Origin of the sequence: Collinsella sp. CLA-ER-H4, assembly GCF_040092395.1 — a bacterium.
Lineage (GTDB): Bacteria > Actinomycetota > Coriobacteriia > Coriobacteriales > Coriobacteriaceae > Collinsella.
Map to the genome: position 1 here is coordinate 269,960 of NZ_JBBNLQ010000002.1, position 21,056 is coordinate 291,015.

Below are 21,056 nucleotides of genomic sequence, written 5' to 3' on the forward strand. Positions count from 1 at the left end.
CTTTACCATTTCGAGTCATAAGGAGCCGAGCACATGGCACAGAGCACCTCTTCCACCGGCAATCAGCCGCTGATCGAGCTCAGACACGTCGATAAGCACTATGGCGATCTGCACGTCCTCAACGACATCAATCTCTCGGTCGACCGCGGCGAGGTCGTCGTGGTGATTGGCCCCTCGGGCTCGGGCAAGTCGACCATGTGCCGAACCATCAACCGCCTGGAAACCATCGACTCGGGCGAGATCCTCATCGAGGGCGAGCCCCTGCCGCAGGAAGGCAAGGATCTTGCCCGCATGCGTGCCGAGCTGGGCATGGTGTTTCAGCAGTTCAACCTGTTCGCGCATATGACCGTACTGCAGAACGTCATGCTGGGACCGGTCGACGTGCTGGGCGTCTCCAAGGACGAGGCCCGCGAGCGTGCCATGGACCTGCTGGGCCGCGTGGGCGTTGCCGAGCAGGCCGATAAGGTGCCCGCACAGCTCTCGGGCGGCCAGCAACAGCGCGTAGCTATCGCCCGCTCACTTGCCATGCAACCCAAGGCCATGCTTTTTGACGAGCCCACGAGCGCCCTTGACCCCGAGATGATCAACGAGGTGCTCGAGGTCATGGTCCGTCTGGCCCAGCAAGGCATGACGATGATCGTCATCACGCACGAGATGAACTTCGCCCGCCGCGTAGCCGACCGCGTCGTGTTTATGGCCGACGGTCAGATCGTGGAAACCGGCACGCCCGACGAGTTCTTCGACCACCCCCAGACCAAGCGCGCCCAGGACTTCCTCAACTCCATTAAGGGCCACTAGCTCAATTGCCATGTTCGCTCGCCATGACCATCCAAACTCGAAAGTTACACCTATGATCGGAACTCGTACTTCATCGTCATACACCCCGCACGTCGACGTTGCCCCCGGCGACCGTCCGCTCATCCTCGTCGCGCCGCGTTGGGAAGAGGCAAAACCGTTTTTGAGCGAGACGCTCTCCCCCAACGAGGAAATCGCAAGTGTCTTTGTCGATGCCATCCTTGCCGCCGGTGGCCTGCCGCTGCAGATGTCTATTACCGAAGACGTCGATGTTATCCGTCATTACGTGGAAATCGCTGACGGTATCGCTATTCCCGGCGGCCCGGACGTCAACCCCAAACGCTGGGGCGACGAGCGTCCTTACGACCCCACGCTGTGCTGCGAGATTCGCGACCGTTTTGAGTTTAAGCTGGTTAACGAGGTGCTTCGCGCCAAGAAGCCGCTCTTTACCACCTGCCGAGGCACGCAGCTGCTCAATGTCGCCACCGGCGGCACCCTGTGCATGGACGTGCCGAGCCTGGGTGCGCGCGAGGGCCGCACGCAGTGGCGCCATACCCACGTACTCAACGATCCCGTGCACCCCGTCGAGGTCGTGCCGGGCTCGCTGCTGGAGCGCGCGGTTGGCGGGCACAGGCTGATCCAGACCAACTCGGCACATCACTGCTGCGTCGATCGTCTGGGTAAAAGCACGCGCTTGGTCGCCAAGGCAACCGACGGCGTTCCCGAGTGCATCGAGGTCGAAGGCCAGCCATTCTGCCTGGGCGTGCAATGGCATCCTGAGTACACGTGGATGACGCTCGAGACCGACTTTAACCTGTGGAAGTCGTTTGTCGAGGCAGCGGCCAAGGTAAAGCAGGCCCGCTAGCTCGCGAACCGCACAACAGACAGGGTGCCCCGCCGACCACATGGTCCGGCGGGGCACCCTTTTGCCTATATGCGGCAGGCACACAGCCCAAGGCTCGCAAGCTCTTATTCAGCCGCTTCGCGCAGGGCCGACATCGTAGCCGCATATTGCTGCTGCAGTGCATGCATTCCCTCGCGTGCGCCGTCAACGGCATCGGCGCCGCGCAGCGCATCGGTCACCACAACCGCCGGCTCGTACAGATTATCGAATCCCAGGTTCTGGCTCACGCCCTTGAGCGTATGCACTGCCATAAACGCACCTTCAGCGTCTCCCGCCGCCATGGCAGCCTCCAGCTTGTCCATGCTCTCGTCATCCAAAAACTTGAGGGCAAAGCGACTAAGCATTTCCTCGCCCATCAGCCGAGCGCACGCGTCATCATAATTAGCGCCGATCTTCTCATACGCCTCACGCATGGAAATCATGGGTTAAAAACTCCTTTGGTCAAACTAAATCGTGGGAAACGCGACAACATCGGCGGGGCGTGCCAACGTCTCGGCAATACGGTCTTGCACCTCGAGCAGGCAGTCGAGCAACAGCGGGTTAAAGGTACCGCACTTACCGTCCAGGATCATCTGGATTGCTTCCTCGTGCGGGATAGCGTCCTTGTACACACGCACGCTCGTCAGCGCATCATACACGTCGGCCACCGAAACCACCTGCGCGGCAATGGGAATCTCGTCGCCCTTAAGGCCATCGGGATAACCCTTGCCGTCCCAGCGCTCGTGATGCCAACGCGCAATCTGGTACGCATATTCCATAAGCGCATTGCCGACGTGATGGCGGCCCAGCTCAAGCAACATGTCGGCGCCCAACGTGGTATGCGCCTTCATAATCTCGAACTCCTCGGGCGTAAGGCGCCCGGGTTTGTTGAGAATCGCATCGTCAATCGACATCTTGCCGATATCGTGCAGCGCCGAAGCCAGGGCAATCGTAGAGCGTTCCTCATTGTCAAGGGAGATTGTGTCGCTACGCTGGACCAGACAGTCAAGCAGCAGCTCGGTCAGCTTCTCGATGTTCGTAACGTGCCTGCCGCTCTCGCCGTTGCGAAGCTCCATGACGCCGGCCATGATGTCGATGAGCATGCGACTGTTCTTGACGCGCTCGTTGTACTGCTGGGACAGCAGGCTCGTCAGGCGGCGCTGTTTGGCGTATAGGCGGATGGTGTTGCTTACACGGCGGCGCACGACACGGGAGTCAAACGGGCGGTTGATATAGTCCGAGGCGCCCAGCTCGTACGCGCGCAGAACCATATCATCGGAATCTTCGCTCGAAATCATGATGAAAGGCAGATTGTCGATACCCGATCGGCGCGACAGATCGGCCAGCACCTCAAAGCCGCTTATGCCCGGCATGACAATATCCAGCAGCACGAGCGACAACTCATCGCCATAGCGGTCGACCATGTCGAGCGCCGTACGACCGTTGTCGGCCTCGAGGATGCAATACTCGTCCTTGAGCATCTCGTTGAGAATGGCTCGGTTCATCTCGGAGTCATCGACAATAAGCACCAAAGGCTTTTCGCTTTGGAAGGCTTCGATGGAATCGGCATCGGTCACGACCGTACCGGCTTTTGCCTTAGCGCGGCTCAATAACTGGACAGCGCGGCCAACTCCTTCATCGACCGTCTCGCCATGAATGCGAACACCGCCAACACATGCCGTCAAGCTCACGTACTCATGGCCCGGAACAATCGTGGCATGAACGGCATCGGACACCTGATGCAGGCGACGAGTGAAGTCATCGGAGGGAATATTGGGCATGACGACCACAAACTTGTCGCAGCCATAGCGTACAAGCTCGTCAGTCGAACGAATTCCGCTGCGTATGGCTGTCGCCACAGCACCGAGCGCAAGGTCGCCGGCATGACGGCCACACGTATCGTTGAAGACCCTAAAATCATCAAGGTCGATCACCGCAACGCCGGCATTCATGCGGGCGCTACGGAGCTTTTCCTCGTAATATCGGCGATTGCGCACACTCGTCAGCACGTCGGTGTAGACGAGGTCCTCTTCTGCAGCCTCTTGCTCATCGATCGGACGCACCATCAGCAGGACGTGAGGCTCGCCCTCGACCTTCAGAGGGCGCAGGCGAGCGCGGTACTCGGTACCATCATTGAGCAGCTGCTCCGATACATCATCGGAACCTGCCAAGGCCTCAAGACTCGACTGACGCAGACAAGGGCAGCGATCGCCGGCGAACAAGCAGTTAGGCTCGCTCTTAATCTGATCGGCCGACAACAAACGCACCACGGGGTAGGTCTTCGCGACGCGGGCGACCTCGGCGGCAGCCTCCTCGTCGGTTAGATTGACCTCGTGATTATTGAGCATATGGGGCCCTTCCTATCGTTACGCACGGCAACGGTGCATATCAATTGGTACAAGGGTAACATCTAACAGCTGAAGGCAAACGCGCGATTATCGTTACATTTTTATGACCTGGCAAACGGCGGTAACGGAGCCGCGGGCGCGCGGTTATGGGCGCATTCGTTAACAATGACGAAACGCTAACAGCCCCTCTCCCCGCAGGTCATCGAGCGTGCTAACGCTCCAAGACATCGCAAACGGCGTTTGCCGCCGTAACGGGGCGATCGCGCAAACCGTTATGCGCGCCCGGGATCGTCACAAGGGGGCAATCGAGATATTCGGCAGCCGCTCGCGTACCAGCCTCGCGAGGTGTATCGACCGAAAGCTCGCCCAAAAACACGGCCGACACCGCCTTTGACGCGCGGGCGCGCTCCCAGTCGGGAGCATATGTCATATTTGTTCCGTATTCATTGGCCATAAAGCAACGACCATTGCGCAGGGCATGTTTGACTTCCGCTTCGGTCGTCCCAGGAGCCTCGGGGTCCAAGTCGCCGAGAGCTCCCAAGAAAAGCCGGAGCGCCCTTGAAACCTTTCCAGCCGCAATCATATCGAGCAAAACCGGAGCTGCGCCCATACCGACGCCTTCGGCCGACACAGCCGGCTCATGCAGAATCACACGGGCGACGAGATGGGGTTCGGTGCGAAGAAGCTCCAGCGCCACCAACGTACCGGCGCTATGCGCAAGCACATTTGCCGGAGCGCCAACGTGTTCGATCACGGCTTGCAGGTCGGCGGCCTGAGCGGCAAGATCATAGCTGCCGTCTGCCGCATCGCTGCTGCCACCGCAGCCGCGGCGGTCGTAGGCAATTACGCGGTAGTTGCGGCTGAGCTCACAAGCGATACCGTCAAAAAATGTGCCGTCGACACAAGCGCCGTGCACGCACACCAAGGCAGGAGTATCAGGCGACACATCCGGGCCGGCATATTCGCGACAGGCAATCGTGGTGCCCGCATTCTCGACCGTAAAATCCATGTTGCGCCCCCATCATCAATGCTCATCCAGTTGCACGTCAGTGCGGTTGGATGGACCCGCATTGCCTTACGCCTTGTTAACAGATTAACTGTACCCGACCCGAGGCTTTTCATGGCACGGCATAATGAGCGACGTGAAAAAACGAAACTTGTAAAGCAAGAGCCCGCACCTTGCTTTGGAGCCGATGCTATGCTTAGGCACAATTGTCTTGAGGAGCATATGCCTATGTCTACGTTTTTGAATGCCAGCCCCATCTTTGGGCCCGTTCGCAGCCGTCGCCTTGGTCTCTCGCTCGGCGTCAACATGATGCCGGCCAGCGGCAAAATCTGCACGTTCGACTGCATTTACTGCGAAAACGGCCTCAACGCCGAGCGCCCCTGCCATGAGCCGCACAACACAGCTGCCGTGGTACTCGACGCGCTCGAGGCAAAGCTGCGCGAGATGGCAGCCGAGGGCGAACTCCCCGATGTGATCACCTTCGCAGGCAACGGCGAGCCCACCGCCGCACCGGAGTTTCCGCAGGCCATCGCCGGCGCCGTCGCGCTGCGCGACGAGCTTGCCCCAAACTCCAAAATCGCCGTGCTCTCCAACGGTACGCGCGCCGACCGCCCCGAGGTGCACGACGCGCTCATGATGGTCGACGACAACATTCTTAAGCTCGATACCGCCGACTCGGCGTTTATCCAGCTGCTCGACCAGCCCGTTGGCCCCTACGATGTAGAGCACCAGATCGAGACGTTCGCAAGCTTTGACGGTCACGTTATTATCCAGACGATCTTTTTGAACGGCGAGTATCAGGGCAAGCTCATCGACAACACCGGCGAGGAGTACGTCGCCCCCTGGCTCGCGGCGCTTGAGCGCATTCGCCCACAAGAAGCGACCATCTACACGGTGGCGCGCGAGACACCGGTCGCCGGCCTTGCCAAAGCGGCGCCCGAGGTGCTCGACGCCATTGCCGCGCGCGTGCGCGCCCTCGGCATTCCCTGCCAGGTGAGCTACTAGCAAAACCACGCAGCAGCCAGTGCCCGCCATCCCGCTCCATCAGTTGCGGTGATATAGTTCCTATTTATGCTGTTAAACCGCTTAAATCGGAACTATATCACCGCAACTTATATGGACGCGTGGGTGGGCTATACTAGCTGCGGATGAAAGGAAGTTAGCCATGTTTGACAAAGGACCCGTGCCCGGCCGCAACGACGCTTGCTGGTGCGGCAGCGGCAAAAAATATAAGAAATGCCATAGCACCTTTGATGAGCGCCTCGAGCGCTTGTGGGAAGAGGGCTGGGAGGTTCTGCCCCGCACGCTCTACAAGACGCCCGCCGATATCGAGGGCATCAAGCGCTCGGCCGCCATCAACGTGGGCGTGCTCGATTACGTAGGCGAGCACATCGCCGCGGGCATGACCACCAACCAGATCGACCAGATGATCTACGACTACACCGTCGAGCACGGCGGCACGCCGGCCGACCTCAACTACGAGGGCTACCCCAAGAGTGTGTGCACCTCGATCAATGATGTGGTCTGTCACGGTATCCCCTGCGATACGGACGTGCTGCACGAGGGCGACATCATCAACGTCGACTGCTCCACGATCCTGGACGGCTACTTTAGTGATTCGAGCCGCATGTTCTGCATCGGCGAGGTCTCTGCCGAGCGCCAGCGCCTGGTAGACGTCACCCGCGCCAGCGTGGAGGCGGGTCTGGCAGCCGTCAAGCCATGGCTTCCGCTGTCCGTTATGGCCGAGGCCGTGCAAAAGACGGTCGAGAACGCCGGTTTTAGCGTGGTGCGCGAGTACGGCGGACACGGCATTGGCAAGGAGTTCCACGAGGACCCGTTTGTAGGCTTTACCACCGAGGCGCCCGATGTGGACACCATCATGGCCCCGGGTATGGTCTTTACCATCGAGCCCATGGTCAACGCCGGAGCGCCCGACATCAAGATTAGCAAGGGTGACGGTTGGTGCGTGCGCACCAAGGACGGCAGCGATTCGGCTCAGTGCGAGGTACAGCTCGTGGTGACCGAGGACGGCTACGAGCTGCTGAGCTGGTAGCCGCAGATGCGCCGGATGCTGACGGGCACGCTCGTCTTGCATCCGGCGTTTTATTTGAACGTTTTGCCTGATAAAACCTGCCAAAATAAACCTGTCCCTTTTTGGCAGGCTGAGCGGAGATGACTGCTTGTGAACATCCTGGTTTTGCTGCCCGTCAACGACCGCCATCGCGCGATCCTCGAGTCGAGCGCTCCGGGCGAGGACTTTATCTACACGAGCGCCGACACCGCCACGCGCAAGCAGATCGCCGATGCCGACGCGATCCTGGGCAACATCGACCCTGACATGCTCACGACATGCGAGCATCTCCAACTGTTGCAATTGCAGACCGCCGGCTATGACGACTACCTTGCCGCCGGCACCGTGCCGGCCGACGCCAAACTGTCTTGCTCGGTGGGCGCCTACGGCCAAGCCGTAAGCGAGCACATGTTTGCCATGGTGCTGTCTATGATGAAGCACCTGCCCGGCTACCAGGACCTGCAGCGCGAGCATCGCTGGGAGGACTTGGGCCCGGTCACCTCGCTCAAAAATGCCAACGTGCTGGTGCTGGGCGCGGGCGATATCGGCGGCCACTTTGCCACGCTCTGCCGCAGCATGGGCGCGCACGTCCGCGGCATCAAGCGCCATCCGCTCGTCTATCCCATTGTGTTTGAGGACATGGACGGCATGGACGCCCTGTCCGAGCGCCTGGCCGAGGCTGACATCGTCGCATCCTTTATGCCCAGCACACCCGAGACCCGCGGCCTGGCGAACGCCGAGTTCTTCGCCGCGATGAAACCGGGCGCCTTCTTTGCCAACGGCGGCCGCGGCGACCTTGTGGTCGCCGACGACTTGGTTGCCGCCCTGGAGTCGGGTCATCTCGCCGGTGCCACGGTCGACGTCACCGACCCCGAGCCGCTGCCCGCGACAAGCCCGTTGTGGGATGCGCCCAACATGCTCATCACGCCACACGTCTCCGGCTGGTTCCACCTAGCCGCCACGCTCAACAACGTCGTCGACATCGCAGCGGAGAACCTGCGTCACTTGCAGGCCGGCGAGACCCTCCGCTGCTGGATCGAACATTAGGGTTCCGCCGTTCTAACGAACGGCGGACCGGTCGACGCTGCGAACCTGCCGTTTGGCCAACCTGTGGGGTCTTCAAATTGCTAGAGCGTTGCTAAGTAATTCTTTGCGTCTTCTACGCTCATTGCTGCGACGGGTGCGTGTGAACAGAGTTTGGCATCGTTGGTGACCAGGAGATCTGCCTTTGCGCGCATTGCCGCAGCGATGATTAAATCGTCTTCGTAATCGCTATGGAGATTACGCTGCTTGCTCGCCATCCATATGTCACTCAGGTCGCAGGGTACCGGCGTGGCAAGTTGCGACAACACGTCGAGGCAATCCCATGCAAGTGATGTCGCCGCCACGGCGGCGTCTTGGGATAGTGAGCCATGCTCGCGCCGATACCATGCCTTATGTTCGCTTGAAATCAAATAGAACAGGTCTTTGGACGATGTCGCCGCATACAGCAAATCCACCTGCGCCGTGCATGCATCGCGTAAAAACTCAATCGCCACCGAACGACCACGTCGCTGGGGAATGAAGTAATCGAGCCACACGTTGGTGTCAACCAAGATGCGCCTTGGAGCCTCACTCATAGAGCCAGCTCATCTCCTCGCCATAGCGATCCGCATAGGCATTCCGTTTGAGCTCTTCGTCGTCCGATGGCTGAGCCTTGACCATATCGATTCCCGACTCACGGCAAGCGGCAGCGAACAGCTTCGACCCCTGATCCATGAGCTCGAGCTTACGTTTGGCGGCCTTTTCGCGCTCGCGCTGTTCCGCCCGGGCACGACTAGGCAGCAGGATATCCTCGAGCGCACCGGGGCGATCGGCCAGCGACGCTGCAAGCCGCCAGAGCGCTCGCACCGCCTGGCTCGGCGTCATACCGGCCCTGGAGAGAGCGGCGTCCCCACTCCTTTTAAGATCGGCATCGAGACGTACGTTGATCTGAGCGGCTGTTGTGGTCATGACCTCTCCTTAATACTTTACAATCATCATAAAACTCTATGGTAGATACGTAAAGCATGTATAGCATTTATAAGCATTAGCCGTACTCTGTACACAAAAAGCCGCCGAGGCACACTGCACCTCGGCGGCTACGTATCACCGATCTAGTTCGGTTTCACCCTTTGCATTCGTCCAGATAAAACCTGCCAAAATAAACCTGTCCCTTTTAGCAGGTTTTAGAGCTCCACACTTTCGGCGCCGTTGATGGTTAGGTTTCGCTCGTAGAAAGCCGTGAGGGCGCGAATGGCGTACATCACGTCGCGTACGCCGCCGGTCTCGTAGCTTGAGTGCATGGCCAGCTGCGGCAGGCCCACGTCCACGGCATGCATGCTCGCCTGCATGTTCGACAGGTTGCCGAGCGTGGAGCCACCCGCCATATCGCTCTTGTTGGCGAAGGCCTGCGTGGGCACGTCGGCGTCATCGCAAATAGCCTGGAACACTGCGCGGCTAAAGGCATCGGTGCAGTAATGCTGGTTGGCGGCTTCCTTGATAACGATACCGCCGTTGAGCACAACCTGATTGCGGGCGTCGCACTTCTCGGCGTGGTTGGGATGCACGGCATGCGCGTTGTCGCAGCTCACAAGCATCGAGGCGGCAAGTGCGCGATGGTACGACTCGTCGTCAAAGCCCAGCGATCCGTTGATGCGGCGCAGCGCGTCGGCCAAGAACGTCGACATGGCGCCCTGCTTGGTCTCGGAGCCAACCTCCTCGTTATCAAAGCAGCAGAAGACCGAGATGTCATGCGCATTCTCGGCACCCAAAAATGCCTGCAGCGAGGTATAGGCGCAGGCCAGGTCGTCAAGCTTGGGCGTCGAGATAAACTCGTCGGCCCAGCCCCAAATGCGCGCATCCTGACGATTGACCAGGAACAGATCGCGACCTAGGATCTGCTCGGGTTCAACGTCCAGTTCGTCAGCGATCAGTGCGTCAAAATCTCCCTGTTTAAGCTCGCCGGCGCTGATGAGCGGGCACAGGTCGACGGCTCGGTTGGGAGCAAAGCCCTCGTTAACGCCGCGGTTCATGTGGATGGCAAGGCTCGGAATGATAGCGACCTCGCGCTCGGTAGCAAGCAAACGGCTCTCGATACGGTCGCCCTCGCGCACCAGTACGCGGCCCGCGAGCGCCAGCGGGCGATCGAACCAAGTGTAGTCGATCATGCCGCCGTAGGCCTCGATGTTCAGACGCAGCGTCTCGCCCGCACCGTCAAGTTCGGGCACGGCCTTGACCTTAAACGTCGGAGAATCGCTGTGCGACGCCGTGAGCTGAAAATGATAGTCACCGGCAACACCGTCCTCGCCCCACGTCGCGGCCAGGTCCTCGCCCACCTTAAAGGCAACAACGCTCGAGGTGTTGCGCTGCGTGTAATAACGCCCGCCCGGCTCGATGTCCCACGCCGCATTCTCGGGCAGGTAGGTAAAGCCCGCCTCGTCGAGCTCGGCCATAATGGTCGCCGCCGTATGGAACATGCTGGGGCATGCCTCGATAAAGTCGATAAGGTCGTTGGCGGCCTCGATATCATCGGCCGTCACATGCGCGCGCTCGGGCGTTTCCTGATCCGTCATGCTCTCCCCTTTCGCTGGGTTGATGGTCCCCTCCAGCATACCCCGCCACGCCAGCGCCGCACTCTTCATTCCGTGCTTAATTCCGCGCCACTCACCAAGTTGAGCCATCATGCCCGCGCTCCTTTTGCGACAATTGCGCTAACAGGACGAGAGGAGCCGTCATGAAGCCACGTAACATTGCCATCACCTGCGGTGTCGCGGGAGTCGCCGTCGGCCTTGCCGCTGCCACCGGTATCGTTTATCACAAGCAAATCAAGTCCGCCGCGTCGCTCAAACGCTTGACCGGCTACGCGGATGGCTATGACCTGTACGCAATCGACATCGCCTACGACTACGATCTCGATCGCATCATCGCCGCTGGCGTGCGCGACGACCAGGCCTACATCGATGCCGTGGTGGCGCAGGTGCTGCCCGGTGTGCCGGCACATGTCCAGGCGCCCCAGTTTGCCTGCAGCGCTTTTGTCGCCGTAGATGCCGAAGGCCGCGTGCGCACCGGTCGCAATTACGACTTTAAGGACGACACCTCGGCGCTGCTGGTGCGCAATCACCCACGCGGCGGCTATGCTTCCATCGGGCTTGCCGCCCTTAACAACCTGGGCGATAACACTCCGCTTGACTCCGTCGCCGGACGCGCCGCGGCGTTGATGGGCCCGTTTGCCCAGCTCGACGGTGTTAACGAATGCGGCGTGTCCATTGCCGTACTCACTCTGGATTCCAAGCCCTGTGACCAGGACACGCAACGTCCCGTCATCAATACCTCGCTCGCCATCCGTCTGGTGCTCGACCGTGCCGCCACCACGCAAGAAGCTGTCGACCTGCTTTCCGCCTACGACATGCACGCCATGGCAGGACGCGATTACCACTTCTTTATCAACGACGCCGCCGGTGACGCGCACGTAGTAGAGTGGGATCCGCGCGATCCGGACCGCGCTTTCAAAGCGACTCCCGTACGCCAGGTTACGAACTTCTACGCCTGCTATGGCGACGAAGTGCTGCCCAACCAAAAGAATGGCGAGCTGGGCCATGGCAAAGAGCGCGCCGTCGCGATCGCCGATGTCCTTGACGCCCATGTCGGTGCCCAGGACGAAACGATTGTCTGGGAAGCCCTGCGCGCCGCAGCGCAAGAACCCAATCCGGAAGACATCACCAGCAATACGCAATGGTCGGTCGTCTTTGACAATACCGAACCCGCCGCCGCTATTACGCTGCGCCGCCACTGGGGCGACGTCGACGCCTTCGCACTGTAAGGAGCCAGACCCGTCGGCCTTACGCTCGCCTGACGTTGTTTACATTTCCATACGCTTGAGCTAACACGTTTTACCCCCGTATCAACAGTGTGCGGGGGTAAACTTATGCGCATGTTATAACTTGCCCGGAAGGATTCATCATGCTTAGGATCGGTCTTCTTACCAGTGGCGGCGACTGCCAGGCACTAAACGCCACCATGCGCGGCATCGTCAAAACGCTTATGACCAATAGCGAAGAACCTATCGAGATCTATGGTTTTGAGGACGGCTACCAGGGCCTTATCTACAGCAGATTCCGCGTCATGACGCCCGCCGATTTTAGTGGCATCCTCACCCGCGGCGGCACCATCCTGGGCACGAGCCGTACGCCGTTCAAGCGCCTGGATGTTCCCGAGGCCGATGGCGTCGAGAAGGTGCCCGCAATGGTCCACACCTATCACAAGCTGCAGCTCGACTGCCTGTTTATGCTGGGCGGCAACGGCTCCACCAAGACCGCCAACCGCCTGCGCGAAGAGGGCCTCAACGTTATCGCCCTGCCCAAGACCATCGATAACGACACCTGGGGCACCGAGTTGACGTTTGGCTTTACGAGCGCCATCGACGTCGCTACCAAGTGCATCGACGACATCCACACCACCGCGTCGAGTCACGGGCGCGTGTTCGTTATCGAGATCATGGGCCACAAGGTTGGCTGGATCCCGCTGTATGCCGGCGTCGCGGGCGGCGCAGATGTCATCTTGATTCCCGAGATTCCCTACGACATGGATAACGTCATCAAGACCATCGAGCATCGCATGGAGACCGGCAGCCGCTTTACCATCGTGGCCGTCGCCGAGGGCGCCATCTCCAAGGAAGACGCGGCGCTGTCCAAGAAGGAGTACAAGAAGAAGCTCGCCGAGCGCACGAGCCCGTCGATCGTCTACGACATCGCCAAGGAGATCGAGGCCAAGACCGGTCGCGAGACCCGCGTCGCTATCCCCGGTCACACGCAGCGCGGCGGCCAGCCCGACGCTCAGGACCGCATCTTTGCGACCCAGTGCGGCGTCGAGGCCGCGCTTGGCTGCCTGCGCGGCGAGTTTGGCTACATGATCGCCCTGCGCGACGGCAAGATGTGCCACATGCCGCTCGAGGATGTCGCCGGCAAGCTCAAGTATGTCGACCCCCAGAGCGATCTGGTGCGCGAGGCCAAGGCGCTGGGCATCAGCTTCGGCGACGAATAGCCTCGGCTGGAACCGCCCCCATCGGAGGCCCCAGGGCTTACCTCCCAAATCGTCCTCGGACATGTCTGGATCCCGCCGTGCGCTTCGCGCGGCGGGGTCCTTCCGTCCTGCGGAAAGATTTGGGAGGTAAGCCCTGGGGCCTCCTGCGGCAACTAGGGAGGCCGAGGCTATTCGTCTTCTTGCTGCGGGTGTCTGGTCTGAAATTAAGTTGCGGTGAAATAGTTCTTGCTTAGCCCGCAAATGGCTGAATTTAGGAACTATTCCACCGCAACTTACTGAGTGGGGGCTCTTGGCTGCTACTTGCACTGACATTTGTCCTGAAATGGCTGGTCGTTAGGGGTTGCTACCGGTAGTTGCGGTAGGGTTGGGGCAGATTCTAACTAGAAATGCTGGTCGCTACTGGCTGTTCTCGGCATACTCGGCTCATTCGATTACGATCACCACATGAAAGGAACTGTCATGGATCTTGCGATGGCGCAGCGGCTCGTTGATCGCCGCAAGGCTGCCGGGCTTTCTCAGGAGGCGCTTGCCGCCCAGCTGGGTGTGAGTCGTCAGGCTGTCAGTAAATGGGAGCGCAGCGAATCCTCGCCCGATACCGATAACCTTATTGCGCTCGCCGCGCTGTATGGCGTGTCGCTGGATGAGCTGCTGTATGGGGAGGCGGTGGCTAGCACTGACGACTCGCAGGCTGATGATGAGGCACAGGACAGCGACGCCGGCACCAAAGCTTCAGATAAGGCTGAAGAGGCTGAGGCTTCTGCTGAGCACGCTGATTGCAGCGATAAGCCACTTGTCGATATTTCCCTCGCGCGCGGCATCCACGTTATTGATCCCAACAAAGGCGAAGAGGTTCATGTTGGCTGGAGTGGCATTCATGTAGCTAACGAGCGCAAGGGTGAAGAGGTCCATGTGGGGCCAGGCGGATTGCATATCGATACGCTTGAGGACGATGGACATAGCGTGCACACCAATGACGACGGCACCGTCACCATCGACGGCGAGACGTTTTCCAGCTGGAAGGAAGCACACGACAAGCTCGACCATCATGGCAAGCATTTCCACACCAAGGTCGGACGTACATGGAACAAATTCCCCTTCCCCGCGCTTGTCGCCCTCGCCTATCTGGTGCTCGGCATTGTCTACGGCACATGGGCTACGGGACTCTTCCTCGTCTTTTTGATTCCCGTCTATTACGCGCTTGGCGACTTTATCGATCGACGCCGCCTGTCCAAGCTGATTGACGGCGTTTATCCAGCAGCCGCCATTGCATGGTTTCTCTATATGTGGCTTTGCCTGGGGCAGCCCCATCCCGCCTGGGTAATCCTCATCACCATCCCGGTCGTAAAAGCACTCATGCGTTGGTGCCGTAAACAATGGAAGCATCGCAAGCGAGCCTAAACCATCCCAGCCCGACAGCAGCACCCAACTAGTACTCCCCCGAACCATCCCTCCTAAGTTGCGGTGAAATAGGGACTGTTTTGAGGCTCCAAAGCGCCAAACAGTCCGTATATCACCGCAACTTACAAACAACTGAGTCAGTTCCGGCACGGAGATTAGCATCGAGCTGACCGAGCGCCAAGAAAAGGGGCTATCTACTACGTTTAACTCGATGGGACCAACCATGACCGCCTTTTTCGAAAATCGACAGGCCTTCTACCTGCGGTTTTATTTTTCGTTTTCCCGACATAGTTGAGGGTATCCGATTAAACGTAGTAGATAGGCCCGTTTTGTGGCATACGACCCATTCAAGCCCAATCTCGAAGGCTAAAGAGAGCCTCTCGTCCGCGCCTGCAAGCGAAAACCAAATAAAATGAAAGGCAAATGGAAAGCCCGTTTGACGAGCGGAGGACATATGCGCGACGTAGCCGAAAGCGACTGGAAGCTGTTTAAGAAAATGCTTCCTCAATGGCAAGAACGTTATATGGAAAAGCTCATCGGTCAGTACGTTGAGATGCTGAACGGCGACAGCGAAGCGTCCAGTAGATTTTGGGCACTAGAAGAGCGCCTCAATAGAGACAAGCTGTCCTCAGGCGTAATTGCAAACGACATTCGCCGCAGCACTATGCACCGCGAGATAGCCAATTTGCTTATCGACAGCGTGATCACCCTTGACGACCTTGACGGTTTTACCGAGGACATTAAGAGCTATGCGCGACACTGGATTGGCCAGTAAGAGCACTGAACGACAAACATCCCCAGCAAAACGGGGCAAACGCCGGACCACCTAATGGTTGTCCGGCGTTTGCCCAGATAAAACCTGCCAAAATAAACCTGTCCCTTTTTGGCAGGCTACTCGGCGCTCTTGAGGGCGCCGACCATGTCGATCTTGTTGAGGGTACGATTGGTAGCGAGGTTGACGATAAACGTAAAGCCAAAGGAAAGCACCACGGCAAGCGCGTAGCTCAGCGGCTCGACCTCGACGTCAAAGTACAGCGACGGCATCTGCAGGATGTACGTAAAGCTCTCGGCAAGCAGGCCGCCCAGCGGCACGCCCAACGCGGCGCCAATCGCCGTGAGGATCAACGTCTCCTTGTTGACGTAGTGGTGCACCTCGCCACGGCGGAAGCCCAGCACCTTGATGGTCGCCAGCTCGCGCTCGCGCTCCGAAATGTTGGTGTTGGACAGCGTAAACACCACCACAAACGACAGGCACGCCGCCATAAAGGTCACGAGCACCACGACAGAATTGATAATCGTAAAGTTCGCCTCGTAGTTCTGCCAATGTTCGGCCGTGCTCGAGATGGTGAGCCAACCGTCGCTCTTAATCTTCTTGCTAAACGCAATCTGGTCAGAAGATGAGCCCTTAAGCAGCACAAAGACGCCGTTAAGGCGCACGCTTCGACCGAACGCGCGCTCATAGGTGCCCTGCGTCATATAAAGCGTATTGCCCAGATAGTTGAGCGAGATGTCGCTAACCTTGACCTTAGCGACGTTGAGTGACGAATCCTGGACGTGTGCTGTGTCGCCCGGCTGAATCCCCAGCACCAGTTGCGAGCTCTTGCTCAAGCACACGTCCCCGTCACGCAAGGCGAGCGGTTCTTTGGACTCATCCTCAAGGCGAACGTAGTCGTCCAGATCGTTCGTGCGGTCATCGGGCACCACGATCAGCTGCACGGTCTCGCTCTTTCCGCCGAATGTAAAGGTGACGTTGTCGGTCATAATCGGCAGCGTCGAAGTCACGGTCACGTTGGAATCCTTGGCCGCGCTGCGCTCGTCGAGCGCCGCGCACGTCTGCGAAAAATCGTCGGGATTGGCAACTGCCAGCAGATCGTAGCGTGTGATATGCCCGTACTGCTTGGGCGAAAGCGCGACCGACGTATCACGAATGCCCATGCCGCAAATCACAAGCGCCGTACAGCCCGCGATGCCAAAGATGGTCATAAAGGCGCGCTTTTTGTAGCGGAACAGGTTACGTGCTGCCACCTTGTTCAAAAAGCCCATGCGGCGCCAGATAAAGCCGATGCGCTCAAGCAAGATGCGCGAGCCGGCACGCGGGGCCTTGGGACGCATGAGCGAGGCTGGGGTCTCGGCCATCTCGTGGCGGCAGGCGATAATCGTGGCGCCCACCACGCCCACGGCAAACAGCGCCACCGAGACGATCGAGGACACGATGTCGTACGAAAGCAGCATCTGGGGCAGTGAGTACATGTCGTCGAACACCGTAAACAGGAACAGCGGCAGGCCCACAAATCCGATGATGTTGCCGAGCACGCCGCCGATCAGACAAGCCCACAGCGCATAGTCCACGTATTTGGACAGGATGCGTCCGCGCGAATAACCGAGCGCCTTATACAGGCCGATGAGCGTGCGCTCCTCCTCGACCATACGCGTGGCGGTGGTAAGGCTGATGAGCACGGCGACGATAAAGAAGATGAACGGGAACACCGTGGCGATGGCTTCAATTGACGAGCTATCGCTCTCCACGCTCGAGTAGCTTGCGATATTGCCGCGGTCCTGGATGTACCAGGTGCATTCGCCCAGGTCGGAAAGCTCGGCGCGGGCGTCGGCAAACTGTTGGTCGGCAGCGGCACGGCGCTGGTCCAGGTCGGCCTGCGCTTGCACGCGCTCCTCGCTGCCCTCTGCCATGCGATTGATGTTGTCCTGCTCAATCCCAAAGAGCATATTCGCCTGGCGCTCGGCCGCATCCAAGCTTGCCGGCGTGTCGACAGTCAGCTCCTGAGCGCGCGCCTTCTCACGCTCCTCGCGGATCTTCTCGATATTGCCCTTGACCTCATTGATCTTTGCCGCGTAGGCATCCGAATAGGAGTTGAGGCTCTTGGCCCCCTCATCGACCACGTGGATTGCAGAATAGGACGAAGACGTCGCGGCGTCCTCGCTCACATAGAACTTATAGTCTGCCGCCGAAGCAGCACGAAAGGCGTTGACTGTCGAGTCGGAGCTCACATCAGTGGGATCGAGGACCTCGGCCGTAATGGTGTAATCGCCCGCGGCAAACTGATCCTTGGCGCTTTGGTTCGACGAGCTCGCGTCATTGGCGGCAAAACTCACCGTATCGCCGAGCTTTTTGCCCGAAGCCTTCAGGAACTTCGAAGTCACCGCGACCTCATCGGCGCTCTCGGGCAAATCGCCGTTCACGAGCACCGGCTGGTCGATGTTCTCCTTGGAGAGACTTTGCACGACCACGCGCTCGCGCGTTGTGCCCACGGCGGTGTAGGCGGTCTCGGTATAGATGCCCTCGGCCGTCTCGACGCCATCGACCTCTTGGATCGCAGCAAGATCGTCATCGGTCAGACCATAGGTCGACTGCACGTTGATGTCGTAAACATTCTGCTGGTCAAAGTAAGCGTCGACCGAATCGCACAGATCCTCGCAACCCGCCTTGAGGCCGCACATCACGCTCACGCCGAGCGCGGTGATCACGACGATGGACAAGAAGCGTTTGAGGCTGCCGCGAATCGTGCGGTAGACACCACGGCGGAAAACCGTCGGCACCATATCGTTTGAGCTTTGAGCGGTGCGGTAGGTCGCGAACTCCCGGTCGCGGCCCGCGTGCTCCGTATCATAGTTTTGGCTGTTTTGGCGGTCCTGGTCCATGGGCGCTACCACTCGATCGTCTCGATAGGCACGGGATTTTGCTGGACCGTCTCGCTCTCCACGCGACCACTCTTAAAGCGGATCAGGCGATCGGCCATGGGCGCGAGCGCGGAGTTGTGCGTGATGATGATGACCGTAATGCCCTGCTTGCGGCAGGTATCCTGCAGCAGCTGCAAGATCTGCTTGCCGGTTTTATAGTCGAGCGCGCCCGTGGGCTCGTCGCATAAAAGAAGCTTGGGGTTCTTGGCCAGTGCGCGGGCAATGGACACGCGCTGCTGCTCGCCGCCCGAAAGTTGCGCGGGGAAGTTGGCGAGGCGCTCGCCCAGGCCAACCTGACGAAGCGTTTGCTCGGCATCGAGCGAATCGGGGCAAATCTGTGCCGCGAGCTCGACGTTTTCGAGCGCCGTCAGGTTGGGGACCAGATTGTAGAACTGGAAGACAAAGCCGACGTCGGCGCGGCGGTATTCCACGAGCTGCGCCTCGTTAGCGGAGCTCACATCGCGCCCGTCCACCGTCACGGTGCCGGAAGTCGCCGTATCCATGCCGCCCAGAATGTTGAGCGCCGTGGTCTTGCCGGCACCAGAAGCACCCAAAATGATGGCGAGCTCGCCGCGCTCGACCGTAAAGCTCGCGCCGTCGAGTGCGTGAATGCGGGCGTCGCCCTCGCCGTATGTCTTGATGACGTCTTTGAATTCGATATAGGCCATCGATCGGTTCCCATCTGGTCGGATAACTCTTTAGTATTACCCATTTCGCACCGACCAAAAAGGGACAGGTTCATTTTGGCAGGTTTTATATGGGGAAATGGAAGCTATAGATGAGACGCCGGGGAGGCAGAGAAATCATCGATTGGGTCAGGCCGACCGCCAAACACAACGCACGCATCTCAATCTGTCAGCCAAATCATTCGAACAGCTGTTCGTTTCTATGATATGATTCGGCTATCTAAGCAGGCCAATACGCAGAAAGGCGGCCAACATGGCGTTCGACTTTAAGAAGGAATGCAAGGAGCTCTACAAACCTGCAAGCAAGCCGAGTATCGTAACTGTCCCGCCTATGAGCTACGTTGCCGTTCGCGGAAAGGGCGACCCAAATACCGAAGGTGGCGAGTATCAAAACGCCCTGCCGCTGCTTTACGGCATCGCCTATACCATCAAGATGTCGAAGAAAGGCTCAAGGAGTATCGAGGGCTATTTCGACTTTGTGGTACCGCCGCTCGAGGGTTTCTGGTGGCAAGACTCCCCGAGCGGCGACATCGATTATGTACGCAAGGACGATTTCAACTTTATCTCGTGCATCCGCCTGCCCGATTTCGTCACCCGAGATGACTTTGACTGGGCGGTCGCGGAAGCCACAACCAAAAAGAAACTGGACTTTTCCGCCGTCGAGCTGCTTAAAGTTGACGAGGGTCTCTGCGTTCAATGCATGCACACCGGGCCCTACGACAACGAACCGGCGACCGTAAACGCCATGCATGAATACACGACCGAGCAGGGCTATGTCCCCGACTTCTCAGACACCCGTTTACATCACGAAATCTATCTCTCCGATCCACGCAAGTGTGCGCCGGAGAAACTTAAGACTGTGGTTCGTCATCCTATCAAGCGCGCTGAATAGCGTGGAGCGCCGCCCCGCGCATCAGGTTTTAGTCCAGGCAATCAGCCGCTCCAAGGTCATCTGGCAGCTTCCTTGACGCAGGTCATCGTATCTTATAATTTTATGTCTCTAAAGCTGGAAAGCCTCTCAACGATGCGCAACTCCAGCTCTTTTTATATCAAGAGGCTTAAATGAAATACCAGAAGTCGTGGATATCCATCAACGAACAGATAGCACTATTGACAGAAAACAAGGGTCTTAAGTGCTCTGATCAAAGCGAACTCGAGCGAGCTTTGGTCGAAGTCGGCTACTTCAGGCAAAGTACTCGAGCGTTACTCCTCGTACGCACCCTCGAGCCGAAGTAGCCACTCCTTGCGATCGAGCCCGCCGGCATATCCGTTGAGCGAACCATCGGCCGCCACCACGCGATGGCACGGCACGATAATCGAAACAGGGTTGCGAGCGACCGCGGCCCCCACGGCACGGGGAGACACAACGGGTGCCTCGTTTCCCGGTACACGATGTCGAGCCGCAACACGCTGGGCGATCTCACCATACGTAGCGACCTCGCCACGCGGGATAGAAAGCAGCTCAAACCAAACCTCGCGCTGAAACGCCGTACCAATCATATGCAACGGCGGCGTAAACTGAGGCTCCTGCCCCGCAAAATAAGCATTCAGCCAAGCCCAAGAACGCTCAAGTACCGACGAGGCAGCACCGTTTGTCGGATTCACCGAAGACATGCCGCCAGCACCAGAAACCGCATCGGCGCCTTCAACATGTTCGGGATCTTCTTTGAGAAGCGTGGAGCCAAAGTGCTCCTGCCCCTCAAACCAAAGCCCCGTCAAACCGCGGCCATCAGCGGCAAGCAGGATTTCGCCCAAAGGCGAAGCAAACGTCGTCGTGACCACCAGCGGCTCCTTTCAAAACTCCGCAAACATAATACCGCGAACTGTGCAGACAACCCCAATCGACCCCAAAGTCACCCAAAGCAGCAGGCGCAACGCGCCGCAGCTGCCGGCCACGCCCCACAGTCCCCAAAGGCGGCAGGCGCGAAGCGCCGAGGCCGCCGCCGGGACCAGGGCCCGCAACAGCCGCGCGCCCCCCACATCAGCCCAGCGGCCCCAACCAACAACGGCCCCATCGCAGACTGCTCGCAGCCGAGTCACCGCAGGCGGGGGCCGGGCTTAGCTTTCAGAACACTCCGCAGACCAGTGTGGCGCCTTGTCCGCGGCTCCGAAG

19 protein-coding genes are annotated in these 21,056 nt (G+C 59.1%); 10 read left to right on the plus strand and 9 right to left on the minus strand.

Translation table 11 applies throughout. From position 1 onward, the window contains the following. Window positions 1–33 precede the first annotated feature (33 nt). On the plus strand, window positions 34–798 hold the full coding sequence (locus AAAX34_RS03255) for an amino acid ABC transporter ATP-binding protein (protein ID WP_022094659.1): 765 nt from the start codon (window positions 34–36) through the stop codon (window positions 796–798). A 52-nt stretch (window positions 799–850) separates the two neighbouring features. After that, window positions 851–1,660: a gamma-glutamyl-gamma-aminobutyrate hydrolase family protein gene (locus AAAX34_RS03260; RefSeq protein WP_349109943.1), complete on the plus strand. Its 810-nt coding sequence runs from the start codon at window positions 851–853 to the stop codon at window positions 1,658–1,660. A 104-nt stretch (window positions 1,661–1,764) separates the two neighbouring features. On the opposite strand, the gene AAAX34_RS03265 is transcribed toward AAAX34_RS03260, so the two are convergent. The 3 genes from AAAX34_RS03265 to AAAX34_RS03275 all read right to left on the minus strand — a co-directional run bounded on the left by AAAX34_RS03265 (window position 1,765) and on the right by AAAX34_RS03275 (window position 5,035). Next, window positions 1,765–2,121 (minus strand): Hpt domain-containing protein, encoded by a 357-nt coding sequence (locus tag AAAX34_RS03265; protein WP_349109944.1) that lies wholly within the window; start codon window positions 2,119–2,121, stop codon window positions 1,765–1,767. A gap of 24 nt (window positions 2,122–2,145) precedes the next feature. Further along, window positions 2,146–4,026 (minus strand): HD domain-containing phosphohydrolase, encoded by a 1,881-nt coding sequence (locus tag AAAX34_RS03270; protein WP_349109945.1) that lies wholly within the window; start codon window positions 4,024–4,026, stop codon window positions 2,146–2,148. A 211-nt stretch (window positions 4,027–4,237) separates the two neighbouring features. Beyond that, window positions 4,238–5,035: an alpha/beta hydrolase gene (locus AAAX34_RS03275; RefSeq protein ID WP_349109946.1), complete on the minus strand. Its 798-nt coding sequence runs from the start codon at window positions 5,033–5,035 to the stop codon at window positions 4,238–4,240. A gap of 225 nt (window positions 5,036–5,260) precedes the next feature. Here AAAX34_RS03275 and AAAX34_RS03280 point away from each other — a divergent pair, with 225 nt between their 5' ends. From AAAX34_RS03280 to AAAX34_RS03290, 3 genes are all read left to right on the plus strand, one after another. Then, complete coding sequence (locus tag AAAX34_RS03280; protein WP_349109947.1) at window positions 5,261–6,037, plus strand: radical SAM protein; 777 nt, start codon at window positions 5,261–5,263, stop codon at window positions 6,035–6,037. A 160-nt stretch (window positions 6,038–6,197) separates the two neighbouring features. Then, window positions 6,198–7,085 carry a methionyl aminopeptidase gene (locus AAAX34_RS03285; protein ID WP_349109948.1) on the plus strand — a complete coding sequence of 296 codons (888 nt, stop codon included), beginning with the start codon at window positions 6,198–6,200 and terminating at the stop codon, window positions 7,083–7,085. Between the two features lie 129 nt (window positions 7,086–7,214). Then, window positions 7,215–8,150 carry a D-2-hydroxyacid dehydrogenase gene (locus tag AAAX34_RS03290; protein ID WP_349109949.1) on the plus strand — a complete coding sequence of 312 codons (936 nt, stop codon included), beginning with the start codon at window positions 7,215–7,217 and terminating at the stop codon, window positions 8,148–8,150. 80 nt (window positions 8,151–8,230) lie between these two features. On the opposite strand, the gene AAAX34_RS03295 is transcribed toward AAAX34_RS03290, so the two are convergent. From AAAX34_RS03295 to AAAX34_RS03305, 3 genes are all read right to left on the minus strand, one after another. Continuing rightward, on the minus strand, window positions 8,231–8,698 hold the full coding sequence (locus AAAX34_RS03295; protein WP_349109950.1) for a PIN domain-containing protein: 468 nt from the start codon (window positions 8,696–8,698) through the stop codon (window positions 8,231–8,233). A 16-nt stretch (window positions 8,699–8,714) separates the two neighbouring features. Then, window positions 8,715–9,095, minus strand: a complete 381-nt coding sequence (locus AAAX34_RS03300; RefSeq protein ID WP_349109951.1) for a hypothetical protein — start codon at window positions 9,093–9,095, stop codon at window positions 8,715–8,717. 215 nt (window positions 9,096–9,310) lie between these two features. Next, window positions 9,311–10,696, minus strand: coding sequence for a M18 family aminopeptidase (locus AAAX34_RS03305; protein ID WP_349109952.1), 1,386 nt, complete (start codon window positions 10,694–10,696; stop codon window positions 9,311–9,313). 161 nt (window positions 10,697–10,857) lie between these two features. Here AAAX34_RS03305 and AAAX34_RS03310 point away from each other — a divergent pair, with 161 nt between their 5' ends. The 4 genes from AAAX34_RS03310 (at window position 10,858) to AAAX34_RS03325 (ending at window position 15,336) form a co-directional block, all read left to right on the plus strand. Continuing rightward, window positions 10,858–11,943: a carcinine hydrolase/isopenicillin-N N-acyltransferase family protein gene (locus AAAX34_RS03310; RefSeq protein ID WP_349109953.1), complete on the plus strand. Its 1,086-nt coding sequence runs from the start codon at window positions 10,858–10,860 to the stop codon at window positions 11,941–11,943. Window positions 11,944–12,083: 140 nt separating this feature from the next. Next, window positions 12,084–13,163, plus strand: coding sequence for an ATP-dependent 6-phosphofructokinase (locus AAAX34_RS03315; protein WP_349109954.1), 1,080 nt, complete (start codon window positions 12,084–12,086; stop codon window positions 13,161–13,163). 459 nt (window positions 13,164–13,622) lie between these two features. Beyond that, window positions 13,623–14,561 (plus strand): helix-turn-helix transcriptional regulator, encoded by a 939-nt coding sequence (locus tag AAAX34_RS03320; protein WP_349109955.1) that lies wholly within the window; start codon window positions 13,623–13,625, stop codon window positions 14,559–14,561. Between the two features lie 454 nt (window positions 14,562–15,015). Further along, complete coding sequence (locus AAAX34_RS03325) at window positions 15,016–15,336, plus strand: hypothetical protein (RefSeq protein ID WP_349109956.1); 321 nt, start codon at window positions 15,016–15,018, stop codon at window positions 15,334–15,336. 116 nt (window positions 15,337–15,452) lie between these two features. On the opposite strand, the gene AAAX34_RS03330 is transcribed toward AAAX34_RS03325, so the two are convergent. Both AAAX34_RS03330 and AAAX34_RS03335 read right to left on the minus strand, forming a co-directional pair. After that, the gene (locus AAAX34_RS03330; RefSeq protein WP_349109957.1) at window positions 15,453–18,218 is read right to left on the minus strand and encodes an ABC transporter permease; all 2,766 of its coding nucleotides are present in this window, start codon (window positions 18,216–18,218) and stop codon (window positions 15,453–15,455) included. A gap of 5 nt (window positions 18,219–18,223) precedes the next feature. Then, a complete protein-coding gene (locus AAAX34_RS03335; RefSeq protein WP_349109958.1) occupies window positions 18,224–18,925 on the minus strand; it encodes an ABC transporter ATP-binding protein in 702 nt (233 codons plus the stop codon). Between the two features lie 271 nt (window positions 18,926–19,196). Between AAAX34_RS03335 and AAAX34_RS03340 the strand changes: the two genes are divergently transcribed. Then, entirely contained in the window at window positions 19,197–19,835 is a 639-nt protein-coding gene (locus AAAX34_RS03340; RefSeq protein ID WP_347479034.1) for a GyrI-like domain-containing protein, read from the plus strand. Window positions 19,836–20,146: 311 nt separating this feature from the next. Here the strand turns inward: AAAX34_RS03340 and AAAX34_RS03345 are convergent, their stop codons facing one another. After that, window positions 20,147–20,725 (minus strand): methylated-DNA--[protein]-cysteine S-methyltransferase, encoded by a 579-nt coding sequence (locus tag AAAX34_RS03345; protein WP_349109959.1) that lies wholly within the window; start codon window positions 20,723–20,725, stop codon window positions 20,147–20,149. Window positions 20,726–21,056: the final 331 nt, after the last annotated feature.